This window comes from Virgibacillus pantothenticus (assembly GCF_018075365.1).
GTDB classification, from domain to species: domain Bacteria; phylum Bacillota; class Bacilli; order Bacillales; family Amphibacillaceae; genus Virgibacillus; species Virgibacillus pantothenticus.
The window spans coordinates 428,522-448,051 of sequence record NZ_CP073011.1 but is presented as its reverse complement, the minus strand read 5'-3'; the positions used below and the strand labels follow the sequence as shown (position 1 = coordinate 448,051).

Genomic DNA, 19,530 nt, shown 5'->3' with positions numbered 1-19,530 from the left:
TTTAAAGTTCACTGCTAAATATTTTAATCATTCAATAAGTCATCCATTAGTGTGTCAGCAATTACATCTTCCGTGTACTTTCTAATATTCCTTACATTAGTTAATTGAGGTAATGCCTTCTCTATTTTTTGCCTAATCAATGTTCGATCCAATTTATCAATAAATCTTTTTTTCATGTTTTTTGGATTGATAAACTCACAAATCATTTTGTCTATAATTTCCATTTTATCTTCATCTGTAAAATCAGTAAAGTGAATAAACCCATCAAATCTACTTAATAATGCATTATCTATATTTTTCTCCATATCTTGTATAGTTTGTAGATTTGAAGTACAGATTATTATAGAATTACTAACATCTACAGTAAAATTTTGATCAGAATAAATTCCTTCATCAAACATTTGAAAAAATGTAGTTTGAAAAAAGGGAGGTGCTAGTGCAAACTCATCTAATAATATAACATTAGAGGTTCTATTCAGTAGATGCTTTGAAAAAGAATCTTCACTATGAGAAGTGGATTTAAAAAACCTAACACTTGAATCTCCACCTACCATTGTCATTTGTTCACGTAAAAGTGATCCTTTTGTATATAAAATGCTAGATAGATATTTTGCAGTTTCTGTTTTACCAATTCCAGGATTCCCATAAAACATTAGTACCAATGGTTTTTTTGTTGGTCTAATCATTTGAGCTATCAATTTCCTGCATATTGCTTTTTTTGCAAGGGTTTGTCCTATTATATTTGAATCAAATCCTTGGTTCACTTTTCCTATTTGGGTTGCATTAATTTTAGGGTAACTGTAATTCTTTTCCTTAATTGTTTCTTCCAATTGCTTCAATTTATCATAAAAGAACTTTGGTGGATTATTGATTATTAAAGTATTTATATTAGAATAACTTTCGAATATCGATACTATATTATCGATGTTTTCAAATACATGTGAGTTGATTCCTGAACAATCTTCCAAAGTAATAACACACGCTTCAAAATCTTCATCTAAATTTGATATAATAGATTCTAACGTTATGTCCTTGGTCCAATTGCGAATGATCCTACTGAAAAATATTTTATTTTCAATCGGTTGTATTCTTTTATTAAATTTTGTTCTTGGTTCATAATAAATTTCAATATCCATTTTTACACTCCTGCTAAAATAACGTCAATTATTTCGTAAGTGACTTGTATAGTTTGTTCCTCATCAAAGTCTAATCCTGTTTTTGTGGTATTATGTGGAGTCGTCATATTATCAATTTGATGTTCAAATTCTAGGTTGGTATCTAATGATTCCCCTACCTTAACTCCAAATAATGTTAAGTTCATTTTAGTTAAGTCATTTAAATTATAATTATTTCGTAATCCTGCAATGTTAAACCTTACTATTTTTTTCTTTCCATTTTCACATATACAAAGAAGATCATAATATCCTGAAAGTGAATCTAAAGTATCCTCAATTCCCTTTAAATTAATACCACTAAAGTTATCTTTATCTTCAGCGCTTAAAGTATTTAATTTATTGATATCATCAATCATATGCAATATAGGTACTAAATTTCTAAAATATGCTGAAGAATCCTTAGGTATAATAAGTTGATGATTTTCTAGTTTAGTAATTTTTTGATTGGTTTTAATTATATCCATAAAACTACTAATTAGAGTACTAGTAATTTGAGTTTCAATAATATTATTTTTCTGATGGGAAGCATTTCCTGACAGTTTTAATCTAGCAAAATTAAATATACCCTTATTTACGGATGCTCCTGCTTCCACTTGAGCTGCTGTCTCATTTAATTTCTTAATTACTACAGATTCCATACCTTCTTTTTCTAATTCCAACAAATCTACAGCTGCTTGCTCATCAAAATATACAATTTTCCCGAACTTCTCTTTCGATTTTTTTGACATATTGTATTCTCCTAGCTACATTTGATAGTTAGATTATAGCAAGGAATTCTTACTTTATATACTCAAACACGCCATTTGGAGTGACAAGGAAGTCTCCATTAATCTCTAAATCCCGACCTAGGGAGTGATAATCAATATAGTTCTGTAAATTAGTAGGGACTTCGCCAAGCATACCTGTTTCTTCCACATAGTAACGAGCCACATCTTCCATATCTTCACAATCTGAATAACAGATAATATCATCTTGATTTTCTAGCAATTCTTCTAAGCTATCAAACCAGTAGCCTTGAATTTCAGATAGTTCATGATAAATTGGTGAGCCTTCCAATTCTTGTATCATTGCACATAATCGATTGATTTCGGAGATTGGGGTGTATTCACTAATCTCAAACGGCAATTCATAATCATGTATGGCATATTCTTCATATTCGCCATTTAAACCAATGCGTTCTTTCATTTCTTCCATATCGATTGGTGGTGTAAACCAATCGCCAACCAATTCACCTTCATTATATTTTCCAAGATTGGCGATATATACTTGCATGTCCATCAGTTTTCACATCCTTTTTGTTATAAGTGGGCATAAAAAAACAGTAAACCATTTTGATTTACTGTTCATAGTTACTAAAGTGACTACTTTTTTAAATACAGATTAGGTGAATAATAATCTTTTCTTTTACCTGGTTCGTTAGTCCATCGTGAACTAATATTATTTTTCTTACAAAATTGATAGACTGATTCCCCTAAAAATTCTTTTGTTTTTTCAAAATTTTTAGCAGAATGGGGACTATCTGGACCATATGTTTTCCATCCATAAAAATATATCTTCTCTGATTCAGGGACATATTTTGCTTTATACCAAGCAACTTCATGTGGTTGTATTTTTTTGCCACTATATTCTAGTGGAATACAAGTAGAAAAATGCTTTAAAAATTTATGCGAAGTAAAGCTACCCTTGCCAGGCTTTAAGTTTAATATACGACATAAAGTAAAAAAATCTTCGTCTGATAGATTTGAAAGTTGATATCCCTGTTTTAATTCTAAAATAAAGCTGAAATTTTTTTCAAGTACACCAAATAATAGTTGAAATGGTGTACGGTCAGTAAAAATTAATACCTCAAATTGCACTTCATTATATGAAAACTTGAATTTATCCATGGTGACTTTGTTCTTACCCATATTAGATAATAATGACTTTATTTCAAATAGTTTCAAACTTATCCTCCTAAAATATTTTATTATTAAGATAAGTATATCAACTTGTTTTACTAATTTACAATTGAATCAAGCGCCAATAATTCTATTAAACAGATTCAACAATACATCCTTTACTCCACTTGCATTAAATACCAACCCTACTGCAACCAAAGCAACAATCAAAAATCCAATCAGTTTAGAAAACTCCCGCTTGAAGCCTAAATAAATACCAATTACTACAATAGCCATTAACACCAAAGACTGCGCATTACTTAAAAACCAGTTGTACAAATTCTGCCCAAAGTTCATCTTACATTACTCCTTCCACTTTCTAATATTTTGTCACTTGACGCATGCATTCGATAAACCATAAAATAATGCCACCTATGATGGTAATAAAAATAAATTTTACGAATTTCATGGAAGTCCTCCAATCTGTCATTTAATGACGTCTTCCGTTTCCAGTGCCTGTTGCATCAATAATTGTTGATGACGTTTGGTTAACTTTGCTTGATCCAACATATCTTGAATCACAGTTGTTTGATTGATTTCATCGAGTTTAGTAGCTAGTTTCCAAGTAGGGGCTACTTGACGTGCCAACCATCTAAGTGTTTTATCGAATGTGTAAGGTTCAGGTTTTGTTGTTAAATAAATTTTTCTATTTTCACCTATATCTAAAAAACGTTGCCACTCCGCATTCATTGGCCAACTACTTCGTCGTTTTTTCTCATCTTTATCAACAAACCGAATATATCGATTAATGATGGAAAAAGCTGTTCGTCCCGCATCTTCATACGTCATTAAATCAACAACCGCATGATAGGCACGATCATTTTTCAATCGAATTTCAAAACGATTTTTAATGTCTGTATCTTCAAGTGATGCACCGTGTTTCACGTATTGTTCATAATCCTTTTCATATACACAGAAATACACATCACTTTTTAAAGAGCCAATATATAACGTGTTTCCCATATCCCGTTTTTCTTCTCCATGAACCAATTCGCCAGAACGATAACTTTTAAAGCTACGAAACACAGAAATACATTCTTCATTTCTGCATTTGTTTGTGAGAAATGGAATATCCAATATGCCTGTCTTATCATTGATCGCAAGGTCAACCCGTTTAAAGACACCATTTACTCGAAATACATCCATGAAAAAATCAAACCATGTACGTTGTTGGGCTAATAAAAAGTTTTCAAATTGACGGCAACCCTTACCTTTGAGTTCTAGCAGACAACCTTTATCTTCATCTGGCGAAACCATGACGACAATGTCACCAAAAACATATTGTTCCAAGTAAGAATAAAACGCATAATCTTCATGGATCATATACTCCATTTTCAACCGTAAAATTTCTTCAATAACAGGTTTCGGGTTCGTTGTTAAAAAACGTATTCGCACATAATCAAATAAGATTTCTAAAGGTGCTTCTGGATTAAATTGTTCTAATATATCAAACATCGCTTGTTGTAAAGTTTGGGTCGGTGTCATTTTTCCTGTTTCAATCTCACTAATATATTGCCTTGAAATTCCTACATGTACGGCTAATTTATTTTGCGATACGCCGTATGCCAATCGTTTTTCTTTTAATTGTTGATACCAAGGTATCTCATTCATGTGCATTCCTCCCAACAGAAAAAAGATGTCAACTAAAGGATAAAAGCTGACATCTTCGTAATATACCCTAAACCCTTGATGCACAAGGATTTTTAGACTTTTGAAACAGTTTTTTATTGTTTTTCTACCCCCCTGTTAGAAACAGGGGGGTAAAGCGTGGCTGTCGCCACGCAGGCTTAGCCCAGCACGGCGGCTTTCGCGTTGCACGCCACCGCACTGGGCAGCCTTTATGACACTAATTTTTCAATTTCTTTTAGAAAATCATGACCTTTTGGGACAAGCGGTGTGTAAAATTCAGAAATCACATTATCTCCTTTATCGACATACCCGCGTCCTTTGATTTGTTTTAGGAAAAATTGTTTTTGGACATCCGATCCGAACATCATGCCATATCCTAGTTCGGACATTCTTCCTAACGCAACACGAAAATTAAACTGATCACGAATCCCATCCCCTAAATATTTTGCATCTGGACGCTGACAAGCAAGAATAAGAAAAAAACCTGCTTGACGTCCCAACATGACAATTTGTTTTAGTTTCGTTAATACAGTCGTACTCTCTTTAGAAGCAAGCATTTCCATAAATGCAACGTATTCGTCAAAAACTAAAAAATGAGGAGCTAAGCCCAAATAAGCATAGTTTTCTCCTGTTTTATAATCTTCCATCTGTTTCATTTTTTCACTTCGAGCCATCATCGCTTCATAAAATTGGTCGATACATACCATCATGTCTTCCTTTTTATAATAGACATCGGGCATGACAGTATTTAGATCGGCTAAATCTGCATTTTTCGGATCTAAAATATACAACTTTGCATCTGTTTTTAATAACGCTTCAATCAGCGTGAGAATAAAATATGTCTTTCCACCGCCTGTTCCACCAGCAATTAACATATGGGGAAGCTTATCATACTCCCAATCCATTGACTTCATAAGCTTTAAGCGTCCATTTTGTGCAACAACTTCATCAATCGAAATACGGTTCGCAATCATATCATGGAAAAGGGCATACTCCACATAGGAATCATGTAACTCTTTTGATACCAATTCACAATACAGCCCACTTTCTAATTTAGTCTCTAAATTTAAAAGGGGTTCTTGATATTTACCAAGCGTTATTTCCACTTGAATATACAATAATCCTTTTTCATACCGATAATACATCTTTGGAAAATGGCTGATTTTTTCCTTCGTTTTATTGGATGGAATATCCTTAAAAAAGCTCTCTTGTGCAATTTGTTTTGTTTCATACCATCCGTTCTCCAAAATCATTTTTGCGAGCTTTTGACGGTGAATGATTTGTTTTATTTTGTCGTACCGATAGCGATAATAGAGATATGCACATCCGGCAGTTAAGGCAAGACTAATTAACAATGTCACCAATCCATAGGTGCTGATAAAGTGTGCTTGAAAGTCATCCAATTGCCATGTGGTCGAGAGTAAAAAGGACAGATGAAAAGGGATAAAGGAAACGAGCCATACACCTACCAGCTCAAAGAATATAAATTGAAAAACGAGGGAAGCATCTTTTTCCTTAATGCGTTCCCCTCGCCTTCGGAAGGTCTTCATTATTTATCCTTTGTTGATGTAGTTTTTGAAGTGTTACTACCCGTTGTTCCTGTTTTTCCCCTTAAAACCAAATCATCCGCCTTAATATACCAATCGACATCAGCGCCACGAAAAGTCGCATTTGCGACGGTATCTGCGACAGGATTAATCAGTTCGACTTCCGCATTATAATCAAATTCTTTCAAAGGCACAGAAGCAGGAATACTAACTTGAATCATGCGACCTTGTTCACGAGACTTTAAATCATACGTACGTTCTTTCACTTCATTCGATACCGTGCCATCCTCATTTTGAAGAAACACTTCACGACGTAATGCTGAAAATTTTAGTAAACCAAACGTTTTTTCCTTATCAATGACAATACCTTGTGCTAATCTCATCTATTTTTCCTCCTTATGCTTTGACCATGTCATCTGCATGTAAGATATATTTTGTAAAACCACGCTCACCAATTTTATAACCTTCTGCGGTAATTCTTGCATTCACTAATTTTACTTTTTCCTCATGTTCAAAAAACTTTTCTCCAGCTTCTTGGGAAAGAATCACTTCAATATCATCTGCCCGTTGAATATCGGAATACAGATTATAACTCCTAGAAAGAGTGGTCATACGTCCATTAATCCGTCGCTGTTCGACTTTACCTTCTCCTGCATATTCTAAATTTCCAAACGTCTTTTCCATATTTGGAATCACATATTTTAATTCCATGATATAGCCCTCTTTTCTTGTTTTAATTTTTGATTATCTATTCAAATGGAAAACAAGAGCAAAAGGGAGGTGAACGAGTAAAATACATTTTCATGAATGAATCACTCCTATGCTTCTTGTAGTCGATAATCCACACGCCCATAAATGACACACCAAAACACAATCATCGCTTCTTCATTTTTATCACGAATCAATTTCCCACAAGGAAAGAATGGAAAATCTTCTATTTCAATTTCATTTATTACAAAATGATCCTCAATCCATTCCATCACCTTTGTTTCATTTCCTTCCAAAGAAATCACACTCCCCCTTGATTTAGACAATAAAAAAAGCATGACAGGTAGAATTTGCCATACGTTCGTTTGTTTATCTATAAAACTTCCCCAATACCAGCCATGATATATGCCGCACATGGTACAGCAATCGCATTGCCAATCGCTTTATATCGTGCATAATCACTAATTACTTCCCCTTTGTGCCCTAAAGCTGTCCATCCCTCTGGTAATCCTATCAAACGTTCACATTCCAATGGAGTAAGTTGACGAATAAACCCTTCTTTTTCTTCTCCTTCGTACCAAAATGAAAAATAGTTTACGGAACCTGCGAGCAAAGTGGGAAAAGGGTCATTTGTTCGTCCAAAACTTGCATGGAAGCCTGTTTTATTTTTGTCTTTTGCGGTGCTTCGCATACGTCTTTCTTGAAAGGGTCGGACGACGGGTATTTTCCCCCCTGTTTTTGGAGCAAATATTCGACCGGTGCTGGAGGAGGACAGCCTGTCCTCTTCGCAAGACGTAAGAAACGATTGCAGATCGCGGGTTTTAAATAATATTTCTCTGGCACGTGTTCCTCCAAAATCTGCCACGAGGAAGATACGTCTTCTTCTTTGAGCGAGCGTGGGCTTTCCCCAATATCGGGCATCCAACACGCGCCAGCACAACTCAACATCCTTCCCTCGGACCATTCCGGCATTTGCCCAGACTTCAGAAGCAGGCATTGGAATATCGGTTTTTGTGAACGACTCCAGCACGGCTTTAAAATCCAGCCTGTTATTTGATGAAAAAGCTCCCATGACGTTTTCCCAAACAGCGATAACTGGATATGTTCCATTCGTTGCACACCTCATTTCCACAATAATTCGTATCGCGTGATAAAACAAACTAGATTGACTTCCTGTAAGACCTTCTCGATTTCCGATATTGGATAAGTTCTGACAGGGTGAACCAAAGGTAATGATATGAACAGGTGGAATTTCTCTACCATCTATCTTTGTAATATCTCCGAGATGGAGCATGTTAGGGAAATGCCGTTTTGTAATAGAAATAGGTGCTTTCTCTACTTCACTTGCCCATATAGGAATAATTCCATAACGAGATGCAGCTAATGGAAAAACACCGATACCATCAAATAAACTTCCTAAAGTTAGTTTTGTCATATTCCACCTTCTATTCTCCATTTTTAGACGTAAAAAAAGATGCTCCATTTAATTGAGCATCTAATGTGACCCATAAAACTATCGGGGTCTATTATCTTTAATAAACTTTTCGCAGGCATCAAGATATTCCTTTAATATTGTAGGTTCAGGTATTTCTTCACCTAATCCTGAAGCACGATCATGAACCCAGTTAGAACAATTTCTCATACCTGTTTCAATTTCTAAATATAATTCGGTAGTAAATGGTGCTTTTTCTAATCTTTTAGTTTGTATCGCAGGATTGAACCTTTGTACCGAGTCATTAAATAAAATTTCTTCTATACTTCTTTCCCATGTTTCTCTCAATTTTTCGCACCACAACTTAGCCCCATCTTCATATTCTTTTAATTTTTCTGGCATATCTGGTGTTATATTTTTATGCTTAGATTCTAAACCCTGTAGTTCCTGTTTCAAATGTGAAATTCTACCTTTGATAGGTAAACCTATCCATGGAAGGGATTTATCGATTATCCCAGTAGTCGTTTGAATTTTTCTAATTGTAGTAGCTAGATAATTCACTTCTTGTTCTTGACACTTATTCTGAAGTGCTAATAAAAATGTTAAATCATGCGTAAATATTACTACCTGTTTTCGCTTTGCTTCTTCTACCAATCTATCAGCAATAATATCTCTTCTTTTATAATCCAAAGAAGATACTGGATCATCAAAGACAATACAAACGTTATTGTTGTGTATGGATGTTTCTGCTAAAAAATTTGCTAAAGCGATAGATCGTTGTTCACCCTCACTCAATACTTCTAAAGGTTTCTTCTCTTTTACAGTAAGTTTATTTAAAGTAGTCCCTCTACTTCCCCTTTGTTTTATTTCAGCCGAAAACTCAGCTTTAAGTTTTTTACATTCTTCATTGAATGTTTTTACATATTCATCTGTTACATATTTTGCAAATAATTTATTTTGTATTGATGTTATTGAGCGAGTTGTAATTCTACACTTTTCAGCTTGTTTAATCCATTTACTATTAATTATAAACATTTCAATATCGGGTAATAGCTTTTCAGCTCTTAGTTTATCAGTATATTCATTTTCGGAAGCTTGAAGTTGTTTTATTTCATTTTCTACTTTTTCAGAATTAAGTCCTGAAACCAGCATTTTAATATGTTCGATGGCTGTATCTATATTTTCTATTACTATTTCATAACTTTCTATGCTTTCATACCATTCATAAGATTCAAGTGATTGTACAATTTTTTCACGTAAGTTGTTAAATTCAATTTCTCCATTAGTTAATTGACTGTATAATTCAGGTTTATTTTCTTGAATCCACTCATCTATCTTGGATCCTTTAGTAAAAATAGTACAATCCGTTTCATTAAAATCTACTTTAATTCTTTTGATGTCATTATTTTTATAAGTTAAGTTTTTTTCTGCATCACTTTTTAAATACTTCCAATACTTGTCAACTAGTTCAATTCCGTAAATATCTTGCTTGCAAAAAATACAATAATCAATTTCTTGTTCGATAGTTTGATAATACTTTTGAGCAGCCTCTATAAATTCCTTCCATTCTTTCGAACCTAAATTATCTATTTGGTCACTTTGAAATTGAGTTATTCCATCTTCTAAAGAAATCTTTTTATAGTGATTTCTTTGTTCAATTAACTCTTTTGTTTTGGATATTCTTTCTGAATTGAATTTTCTATTTAATCTAGTAATTTTAGTCTTTATACTGTCTAGATTAGAAATTAGTTTTTGATATTCATTTTTCTTCCCTTCTAAGTTCATTGATTGTAACTTCGCTCTACGAGTTATATTTTCTTTGTTTTTATTAATATCAGCTTCAGAAATTTTTATTTTATCTTTAAATTCATTAATATCTGTTTCACTATTCAATTGAGCTATAGCATGCCTGATGGAAGTTTCTTTATCAAAATACTTTATAAAATTATTTTGAACTTTCTTTGTAGAAATCTTTTCTTCAAATTTACTCTTGACTTTCTCAATATTAAATAGGAAATCATCAAAAAAATTAAACTCCGTTGGCGAAAAAGATAATTCGGCTTCTTTCGTTAAATCGTGCATTGCACTGTGAGAATCGAACACTGTAATTCGATTGGTATAAGGATGATCCTTATCAGTAGGATAATGTATTTCCTCTATATTTCCACTATCATCTTCAAAGATAACTGTGGAACTAGGCGGTTCGGAAGTTTCTTCAAATAAATTAGGTAGTATATTTTTATCGCCTCTAGAAATAAAGATATTGTTTAGAATTCTAGTGTATCCAGATTTACCACTACCATTCTCCCCATAAACTAAAGTAACCTCATCTCCAACGTAGAATGTTTCCTTGTTATTAATAGCATTTACACCATTAACATTTGATAAACCTCTCCATTTTATATTTGGTATCTTACTAGTATCAGTTTTACTATTCGAAAAATTCAATCCATTTATTTCTAATGGTTCACTAACAAGGCTATTTTCCTTTTTAAAAATAAGAAAAATCCCTTCAATATCCTCATCTGTAATTGTGTGATTACTTAATAATTTTTCTGCTATTACTTGTTGCCAATATGGTTGTCTTTCTACCCAACTTATTATATCGGTTATAATCATTTTCTCCTTCTCCCCCCACATAAATTCATTATGATAAGCTTACCATATTTATGCAGGTGATTTGACATAACCTTATCTTATGTGACAAATAGTTCAAAAGAGAAAGAAATTTAAAATTACAATGGAGAAAAGTCAATATTAATCTAAAAACAATTAATTGGAATTTCCAAATACATTTTTTGCAAATCTAATCAAAACGATAAATGGATTGTAATATACAAAAAGACGACCACAATTATTTTACACTGTAGTCGTCGTATTATTTTACTCTATTGTGTTCCCACACCCCAGATCAATTACCACCGAAACGGTGATGTGGTTTTTCAGTACTTTATTTCTCGTTTTTTCACCTTCTCCTACAAACACGAAATGCTTGTGAAAGTGTTTAAAACTAAGGATTTCTATATAGTTTCTCTTTGTAGCAACGATACACACTCCACATGATACGTTTGCGGAAATAAATCTACAGGTTGAACTGTCTCTAAATGATAGTCAAATGGTATAAGTTCTTTGATATCAGATACAAATGTTTTTGGGTTGCATGATACGTAAACGATGCGTTTTGGTTTAGAACGGGCGATCCTGCGCATTACTTTACCGCCTGCGCCTGACCGCGGTGGATCGAGTAACAATAAATCAGGATTTTCAAATAATTCAAGTACCTCCATCAGACCAAGTCGAGCATCTCGCGCTAGAAACCACGTATTATGAACACCATTATCTGAGGCATTACGTTTTGCAGATTCGATCGAAGTTTCTACGATCTCTATTCCAGCAAGCTGTGAAACGCGACTTGCAAACGGTAAAGAAAACGTACCAACACCGCAAAACAGGTCAATCATTTTCTCCGTTCCCTTAGGCTGAGCCATTTCCAGCGCCAGTTCTACTAATTTTTCAGCTTGAACTGGATTCGTTTGAAAAAACGTATCATACCATAAACGATATCGGTAGCCTGCAAGCTCATCATAGATAAAATCGCGCCCCAATAAAATTTGCCCCTGTTGTGCCTGTACTTTGTCGGCAATATCCCGGTTTTCCAACCAAAGCAAACTTTTTACATAAGGATACTTCTCCTTTATGCGTTGAATGAGGTCTGACAAAGCAGAGTATTGATCAGCACTTTCGGTTGCAAATAGGGCGAGCATCATTTCTCCAGTTGCTTGCGAATGTCGAACCATTAAATGTCGCAAGAGACCATCTTTTGTTTCTTTATCATAACCTGATAATTGGTGCTCTTTGGTCCAATTCGCTACCTCCATCGTTGCAGCCACCATTTCCGGACTTGCAATCATGCATGTTTCCAGCGGAATAATCTTTCTATAATTATCCTTTTCATGCAAACCAAGCTCGCCATCTTTATTAAATGTAAATTCCATTTTATTGCGATAATGCCATGCATCATCCGCAACAATTATCGGCTGTACGACAGATGAATCAAACTGCTGTTCTTCTAATAGCTGTTTTACTTGTAATGTTTTTTCATTCAATTGGGCTTCATAGGATATATGCTGCCAAGAACAGCCGCCACATCGACCAAAATGAGGGCATGCTGGCTCTATACGTTCTGGATGTGCTTCGATAATATCATCTAGCTTGACGATCCTTTTTCGATACGGAGGGACGAGTGTCGCTTGAACTCTTTCTCCAGGAAGTGTGTAAGGGATAGTGATGTGCTGTTTTTTCCCTTTACCTTGCTTGTTTTCACGGTGAATGACTGCTCTCCCTACTCCTTTTGCATCAAACTGACTTATATCTGTAATAAACGTATTATCCTTAAATTTATACGCCATTTCTTTCCTCCTTTATTAAACAATGAGTTCTATACATATAACTTATTAGGTTCTATATCATTCAGACAGCCATCTTTACAACTAGATTTAATTAATAATAATCCCCTTATTATTTATAAATAAAATTCAGAATATTTTACCTTTGATCAAATTATTATGATAATTGCTATGACCATATAAGTAGATAACCAGTTTAGGAACAAGTTTTTAGCTTAGATACCTACATAATACTTTTATTTCCGATTAAAAATTCAGTAATAACTTTCTATACTTCATGTGCTAAACATTATATTATAACCAACTTTTAATCATTGCAACAATTGTTTACCTACTAGAAACCTATTATAATAACAAATATAACAGAAATTACACAGATCTTGCTTTCTTTTCTTACAAAAAAAAGCAGCATTAACATGGATTAGGTAATGCTGCTTATTATCATAAATATTCTATTATTCATAACGCAGTGCATCAATAGGTTTCATTTTGGCTGCCTTCATAGATGGAAGCAGGCCAAATACAATCCCAATAATCATGGAAAACAACACAGAACCGATGATCGCTGGAACGGGTATAGCAAATGGAAGTTTAGCAAAGTGGGAAATCGCTTTTGCTGTTCCTACTCCCAATAAAATACCAACTACTCCTCCAATACTTGTCAAAACAGCGGCTTCTGTCAAAAACTGGGCTAGAATTATCCCCCGCTTTGCTCCTAAGGCCTTTTTAATACCAATTTCACGGGTTCTTTCTGTTACTGATACAAGCATAATATTCATCACGCCAATTCCCCCCACTAGCAGGGAGATACTGGCTATTCCACCTAAAAGCATAGTAAAGGAACGATTGACTTCTTCAATATCGCCGATAATCTCATCTACATTTGGAATACTGTAGTGCCAGGTAGACTCAGCTGGGATGTCTTGGTTCAATACATCAGCCACTGCTTGTCCTGCTTTCTCTATATCATCCGAACGTTTGGCCTGTACAAGGGCTTGTGGCAAGTCGTTAAAGCTACCCAAATGAGGCCAGGCAGCTTTGGGAATTAGCATTTTCCCTTCACTTTCATCCATCATCCACATACTATCTTCATTAACTTTCTGATCTACATAGACTCCTACTACTCGAAATGGAACAGCATTCACCTCAATAACTTTATTGACGGCCATGCCATCTTCTGGAAATAGGCTATCTCTCATCTCTTCATTGATTATTGCTACCTGATGACCTTTATCATATTCTAAAGAAGTTATTTTTCTACCTTCTAAAATATTTATTGGAAAAGATGTCAAATATCGTTCATCTGTCGCATAAATTTCTGCATTCAAATAGTTGTTTAGATGGAACACTTCTGCATAATTTTGATAAAAAAGTGCAACATTCTTTACGACATCTAAATCAGCTGCTTCTTGCAAACGTTCTTGCGATACAGGTAACAATACATCCGGCTTCGGATCCTCCTCTACATCGCCAATATATTCTCCCGACATCATGTCAACAGCACTGTCCGATTGAAACATGACTGTAACCGAGTTGTTGCCAGTCCCAATCACTTCAGACTTTAAGCTTTCTTTCTGCCCCTCAATCATAGAGACAATAGCAATAATCGCTGCAATACCAATGATCACTCCAAGCATTGTTAAGATGGACCGCATTTTATGGGCAAAGATGGACTGGAAAGAAAGTTTAATATTATCAAGCATGGACTGCTCTCCTTTCATCCTTAAGAATCCGGCCGTCACGAAGGAAAATGGTTCGATTTGTATACACAGCTATTTCCTGCTCATGTGTCACTAAAACAACCGTTACTCCCTCTTTATTAAGATTTGTAAAAATTTCCATCACTTGCTCACCTGATTTAGAATCAAGTGCTCCAGTCGGCTCATCAGCCAGCACAAATTTTGGATTGTTGACAATCGCTCTTGCAATTGCCACCCGTTGCTTTTGTCCACCCGAGAGCTGGGTCGGCTTAAAATAAAGCCGATCCCCTAAACCTACCTTTTCAAGAGCTTCAATTGCCCGTTCTCTTCGCTCTTTTTTACCAACTTTCGCATAGATCAGTGGGAGCTCTACATTTTCTAACGCTGATAAACGAGGTAGTAAATTAAAGCTTTGAAACACAAAACCGATAAAACGATTGCGGATTGTCGCCAGCTCATTATTCTTGCCTGCGAGCATATCCATCCCTTCAAGCGTATATTCTCCAGAAGTAGGTATATCCAAACAACCAATAATATTCATGATCGTAGATTTTCCCGATCCCGAAGGCCCCATAATTGACACATATTCCCCTTGCTCAATGGTTAGATCAATGTTATGTAGAACCGGGACTTGTTCTTTTCCTTGTTTATAGGATTTAGAAATCTTCTTCAATTGAATCATCAATTGTAACCTTCTTTCCCTCTTTTAATGAATCTTCCGGGAATAGAATGTAATCGTCGGCCTTCAGTCCCTTTTTCACTACGATCATCATGCCATCTTCTCTTTCTTCTCCCAATTCAACCTCTTGTTTAACAAGTGCTTCATCTTTAACTTTCCAGACATACGGTTTTTCTTCATCCTGCACGATATATTCTATTGGCAGTACTATTTCTTCCCCTTTAGCGCCTTCTTGAGCTAAGTCAATAAATACATGATAACCAAATTCCAGCCCTTCATGGTTCTCCAGCTCGACTTTGAACGGGTATTTTGAAGCGTTTGGATTGCTAGGATCTTCAGAATACATGTCCATTTCTGCATCCTCTTCGGACTGTTCTACAGGTAGCTTGCCGATCTCTGTAATCTTCCCAGGCCATGTTTGTTCTGGATCCTTTCTGCTAGCAACATTAACTTCAAGACCTACTTTTAATTCATCTTTTACAAGCTCATTGACAGTCCCCTCTACATAGGCAGCTTCTGTATTAACAATTTGCATAAATGTGCCTCCTGAAGGTTCTGAAGCAGTTTCCTCATCTGTTTGCTGTTTTTGCTGCTGTTCTTCATCGATTTTTTGAACAATACCGTTTACCTTGGCTGTTACTATATTATTATTTACTTTTTTCTGTTCCTCTTCATGCATCATTCTAGCTTTTTGCGCATCCAAATTCGCCACTTTTAAATCTATTTCTGCCTGATTTAACTGCTCGCGAATATCCCCCTTTTCTTCATCTTCTGCTTTTGATAATTGTTTACGCAAGGAATCTACTTCTTTACTTTTCTGATTAATTGTTATATTTGCCATTTCCAAATCGATTGCTTTTTCTTTTAGTAACATTTGTCCTTCGGGGTTATGGTAAGAAAAGAGCTTATCCCCTTTTTTGACTTCGTCTCCCTCTTTAACAAAAATCTCTTTCACTTTGCCCCGCTCCGGCTCCAGCATAATTTTCTGTGTTTCCTTTGGTTCCACCACACCAGCAAATAATTCACTTCCTGAACTCATCTCACCACTAAAATCACTTACCATCATTGGCATGAGTCCTTCTTCTATTGCAGTACCTGTTCCTCTAGTAAAGAAAAAATAACCTCCAACGCCCCCTAAAACAACGAGGGTGATTGCAATCGTCAGAATAATCTTTTTCTTATTGCTCATTCTTTTTCCTCCTTAACGTTTAAAACGATGTCCTTAATAACGAGATTCTTAGACAATTTTTACAGGGATACTCAAACAAATTTGGAAAATATTATATAAAGTATTACAAAATTATTACTTATTTTACACTAAAGTTAATAATGTTTCAATAGATTTTCAACTTAATAATAGCTAACTTTATATAAAATTAATAGATAGCCAATTATTAAGCGTTCACAGATCATTCATCAACTTGTTAAGTTTATTAAAAGAGTTTTTTAGAGTTTATCGAGGAGCATTAAAAAGAGAGTGATTTTACACCGTGCTAATAAGTTCCCTTTTTCTTCTTTAAGGCCGAGCCGGGAAAACTTGCTTTCATATATAAAAAGTATGTTTGGAGACTTTATCGAGGCAAATTTTCATTAAATACCTAATAAACATTTCTGATTTCAGGATTTTAATCTATACTATATTTTTATTATTCAACCTTTTTTATAGAAATTGGGGTCTAAATAGAACATGTTTATTCATGGATGACACTTTTTGTACGTTTGAAAGATTCAAACGAAGTTTTGATGAACTCTATTCAAGCAAGCTGTGAAACACGACTTGCTAACGGTAAAGAAAACGTACCAACACCGCAAAACAGGTCAGCCATTTTCTCAGTTCCCTTAGGATGAGCCATTTCCAGCGCCAGCTCAACTAATTTTACAGCTTGTAGAGACTCGTTTGAAAAATTTTCACGTTGAATCAGCGCTCTCCCTGCTCCTTTTTCATCAACTGCGTTATACCTTTAATAAACGTATTATCATTATAGCTATATACTATTTATTTTTTCCTTGGTTTCCAAATGGATACTAAAGAGCTTTACCAATATTTTTTTAATTAATTTGTAAGTATTATATCTTTAATTAACACAACCGTTGAGTTACTTATACAAAACTTAGCAATTATAATAATTCCTACTATAATAACAACAGCAATTACTTTTTTTAACAGAAACCACAAACAACACCCTTCCAACTTCTTCAATCAAAATGAGTCATCTTCTATTTAGTATTTTTTCTAAAACTGTACTAATGCTAAACAGAAGTTTGACGACATCTTAGATATAGTTCATCAGTTATTTATATTTGGCAAAATACATGTAGGAGTTTTATCTTGCAAAAAGCAATTGTGTTTTAGCTAATTGGTTCTTCTAACAAGTCTTGATAGATTTCCATATTTGTTATTTCCACACTTTTATCCACTTCCTCAAAAGCTAACTGATCAGCCCAAACTTGGCCACGTCCTGATAATATAATCCCAAAAGAAATAGCTGCACTTTGTAAAGGTACATCTAATATAATCTCATATCGATTCCAGTTTGTTGTTCCTGTAATTGGGCGGTTATTCATATTATCAAACTGCAATACATCATCAAATTTATTATCTACCCTCATCCACATACCAGAAAAATCTTCTACATCTTTCGTTTTTAAAAACCCCCGACAGCTTGATTCGCTTATTAATAAAGTTATCTGCCTTAAATTGCTGCATCATCGTAGCAAAGCTTGTGTCGTCTAACACAGTTTTTGATTTTAAATATCCAGATGCTTTTCCTTCATGAACGACCTTTCTATCAATTCCCATTTCATAATCAAACGGATCAGAACCACTTAAGAACCATCCTTTTATTGGTTGTTTCATATTGAAATCCTCCTTGTTTTTTAATATATCCGACATCAGTTTCCGATACTGCCCTGGTGGAAAGCGATAATATTTTTTAAATGCTCTAGTAAAAGCCTCCTGAGACTCAAATTGGTTTTGTAATGCAATATCAAGAATCCGTAAGTTCGTATATAACAAAGCTGATGAGCTCTTGCTAATCTCCTTTGGCGTATATAATCACTAATGGAGATACCGATATTATTTTTAAATATTCGATGAAAATGGTACTTTGAATACCCGGCCTGCTTCGCTATTTCGCCTATGGTAAAGACCTCGTCTAAACGCACTTCTATATAATCCATTATTTTATTCATTTGAGATTTTTCATAGATGGTAACTCGCCTCCCTTCGTAAATAGCGTATCAAAAAAATGAAACACTTTTTGATTTTTTTTGCCATGTTACATCATGCAAAGGAGGACAGAAAAAGCTCCGACCTTCAGTGGATCAGAGCTTCTATTTTCAACAGAAAAAACAAATATGAAATACCCTTCTTTCCATACCTATATGAAACAAGAACCTAACTCAAGTAAAGTGAATTTTCAATCAGTGGCGGTTTTCATTCCTCCCCCACTGATGTTAGTAGCCCAAGGGTATGACCTAAAGATCTCTTACGAAACAGGGCGTTTAGGTGCTGTTATCTCCCACTTAGACTTGTTGCCGTACATATATTCAACTCCTAAATTGGGAGTCTTACACCACCTTATATACAGGATAAAAAACTAAAATACACTTCTTACATCTACATAAAATTCATAAAGAAAGTAACAACCAAATCCAAATAATAAAATACCTGCAATTACGGATGTCCACTTGATCATCGCCCTACTCATTACTTTCCTTGTAATTGAAATAATAGATAACAAACCAATGTCATGCAATAGAATACCTGTTAATATACCTAATGCAGAAATGATAAAGCTAGCTTGACCCGATTGTGAGTATGAATCTGCTAAAACAACGCCAAATATAGTTACCCAGAACACGAGATTCCCAGGAGAAACCGCAACTAACAGTCCATTACGATAGGTTTTTAATAAGGAGCGATTTATCTTATCCCCTGCTAATGAAATGTCTTTATCCGCATTTTTGATTGAATCGTAAGCAAGAAGAAATAAAAACACTGCTCCTACGATCCATAGTGGCATTTGTACATATGGCAGTGATAATATTTGCGCAAAACCGAAATATAACGCGATAATTAACAATGCATCAATAGTCATTCCTCCAATCCCAACCGCCCAACCATGAAAAAAGCCATTTTTCAAGCCTTGTTTGGTCATTTCGACTGTTATAGCCCCAACGGGTAGCGCAATTGAAAAACCGACTAAAATAAACTTTAAATACCAATCCATTAGCATAACTTCCTTTCTTTACCCACTTTGAGCTATTATTCCGTTTAAATATGCTAAACTATTACTTAATAATGAGTGTAAAAAT

At 34.6% G+C, this 19,530-nt stretch carries 17 protein-coding genes and 1 pseudogene; all 18 read right to left on the bottom strand.

The genetic code is table 11. The features are described from left to right. Positions 1 to 23: 23 nt before the first annotated feature. The 18 genes and pseudogenes from KBP50_RS02205 to KBP50_RS02120 all read right to left on the bottom strand — a co-directional run bounded on the left by KBP50_RS02205 (position 24) and on the right by KBP50_RS02120 (position 19,445). On the bottom strand, positions 24 to 1,136 hold the full coding sequence (locus KBP50_RS02205; RefSeq protein WP_050349784.1) for an AAA family ATPase: 1,113 nt from the start codon (positions 1,134 to 1,136) through the stop codon (positions 24 to 26). A gap of 2 nt (positions 1,137 to 1,138) precedes the next feature. Then, positions 1,139 to 1,903 carry a DUF6414 family protein gene (locus KBP50_RS02200; protein WP_050349783.1) on the bottom strand — a complete coding sequence of 255 codons (765 nt, stop codon included), beginning with the start codon at positions 1,901 to 1,903 and terminating at the stop codon, positions 1,139 to 1,141. 49 nt (positions 1,904 to 1,952) lie between these two features. Then, entirely contained in the window at positions 1,953 to 2,453 is a 501-nt protein-coding gene (locus KBP50_RS02195) for an antirestriction protein ArdA (protein WP_050349782.1), read from the bottom strand. Positions 2,454 to 2,536: 83 nt separating this feature from the next. Beyond that, positions 2,537 to 3,118, bottom strand: coding sequence for a DUF6037 family protein (locus tag KBP50_RS02190; RefSeq protein ID WP_050349781.1), 582 nt, complete (start codon positions 3,116 to 3,118; stop codon positions 2,537 to 2,539). 69 nt (positions 3,119 to 3,187) lie between these two features. Beyond that, positions 3,188 to 3,409 carry a hypothetical protein gene (locus KBP50_RS02185; RefSeq protein WP_050349780.1) on the bottom strand — a complete coding sequence of 74 codons (222 nt, stop codon included), beginning with the start codon at positions 3,407 to 3,409 and terminating at the stop codon, positions 3,188 to 3,190. Between the two features lie 129 nt (positions 3,410 to 3,538). Continuing rightward, positions 3,539 to 4,738 carry a MobT family relaxase gene (mobT, locus tag KBP50_RS02180; RefSeq protein ID WP_201778434.1) on the bottom strand — a complete coding sequence of 400 codons (1,200 nt, stop codon included), beginning with the start codon at positions 4,736 to 4,738 and terminating at the stop codon, positions 3,539 to 3,541. Between the two features lie 212 nt (positions 4,739 to 4,950). Next, positions 4,951 to 6,291 (bottom strand): FtsK/SpoIIIE domain-containing protein, encoded by a 1,341-nt coding sequence (locus KBP50_RS02175; RefSeq protein WP_050349778.1) that lies wholly within the window; start codon positions 6,289 to 6,291, stop codon positions 4,951 to 4,953. Further along, positions 6,291 to 6,671 (bottom strand): YdcP family protein, encoded by a 381-nt coding sequence (locus tag KBP50_RS02170; protein WP_050349777.1) that lies wholly within the window; start codon positions 6,669 to 6,671, stop codon positions 6,291 to 6,293. Before KBP50_RS02170 ends, KBP50_RS02175 begins: the two co-directional genes overlap by 1 nt. A gap of 13 nt (positions 6,672 to 6,684) precedes the next feature. Beyond that, positions 6,685 to 6,999 (bottom strand): YdcP family protein, encoded by a 315-nt coding sequence (locus KBP50_RS02165; RefSeq protein ID WP_050349776.1) that lies wholly within the window; start codon positions 6,997 to 6,999, stop codon positions 6,685 to 6,687. Positions 7,000 to 7,106: 107 nt separating this feature from the next. Then, positions 7,107 to 7,301 carry a hypothetical protein gene (locus KBP50_RS02160; protein ID WP_309245782.1) on the bottom strand — a complete coding sequence of 65 codons (195 nt, stop codon included), beginning with the start codon at positions 7,299 to 7,301 and terminating at the stop codon, positions 7,107 to 7,109. A 68-nt stretch (positions 7,302 to 7,369) separates the two neighbouring features. After that, entirely contained in the window at positions 7,370 to 8,431 is a 1,062-nt protein-coding gene (locus KBP50_RS02155; protein ID WP_050349775.1) for a DNA cytosine methyltransferase, read from the bottom strand. A gap of 78 nt (positions 8,432 to 8,509) precedes the next feature. Beyond that, positions 8,510 to 11,047, bottom strand: coding sequence for an AAA family ATPase (locus tag KBP50_RS02150; protein WP_050349774.1), 2,538 nt, complete (start codon positions 11,045 to 11,047; stop codon positions 8,510 to 8,512). 401 nt (positions 11,048 to 11,448) lie between these two features. Continuing rightward, entirely contained in the window at positions 11,449 to 12,837 is a 1,389-nt protein-coding gene (rlmD, locus tag KBP50_RS02145) for a 23S rRNA (uracil(1939)-C(5))-methyltransferase RlmD (RefSeq protein WP_050349773.1), read from the bottom strand. A 452-nt stretch (positions 12,838 to 13,289) separates the two neighbouring features. After that, the gene (locus KBP50_RS02140) at positions 13,290 to 14,537 is read right to left on the bottom strand and encodes an ABC transporter permease (protein ID WP_050349772.1); all 1,248 of its coding nucleotides are present in this window, start codon (positions 14,535 to 14,537) and stop codon (positions 13,290 to 13,292) included. Further along, positions 14,530 to 15,216 (bottom strand): ABC transporter ATP-binding protein, encoded by a 687-nt coding sequence (locus KBP50_RS02135; protein WP_050349771.1) that lies wholly within the window; start codon positions 15,214 to 15,216, stop codon positions 14,530 to 14,532. Before KBP50_RS02135 ends, KBP50_RS02140 begins: the two co-directional genes overlap by 8 nt. Beyond that, positions 15,191 to 16,402: an efflux RND transporter periplasmic adaptor subunit gene (locus tag KBP50_RS02130; protein WP_050349770.1), complete on the bottom strand. Its 1,212-nt coding sequence runs from the start codon at positions 16,400 to 16,402 to the stop codon at positions 15,191 to 15,193. Before KBP50_RS02130 ends, KBP50_RS02135 begins: the two co-directional genes overlap by 26 nt. 1,160 nt (positions 16,403 to 17,562) lie before the next feature. Then, positions 17,563 to 18,423: pseudogene (locus tag KBP50_RS02125) on the bottom strand (helix-turn-helix transcriptional regulator). A 389-nt stretch (positions 18,424 to 18,812) separates the two neighbouring features. After that, positions 18,813 to 19,445 (bottom strand): LysE family transporter, encoded by a 633-nt coding sequence (locus KBP50_RS02120; RefSeq protein WP_050349769.1) that lies wholly within the window; start codon positions 19,443 to 19,445, stop codon positions 18,813 to 18,815. Between the last annotated feature and the right edge of the window lie 85 nt (positions 19,446 to 19,530).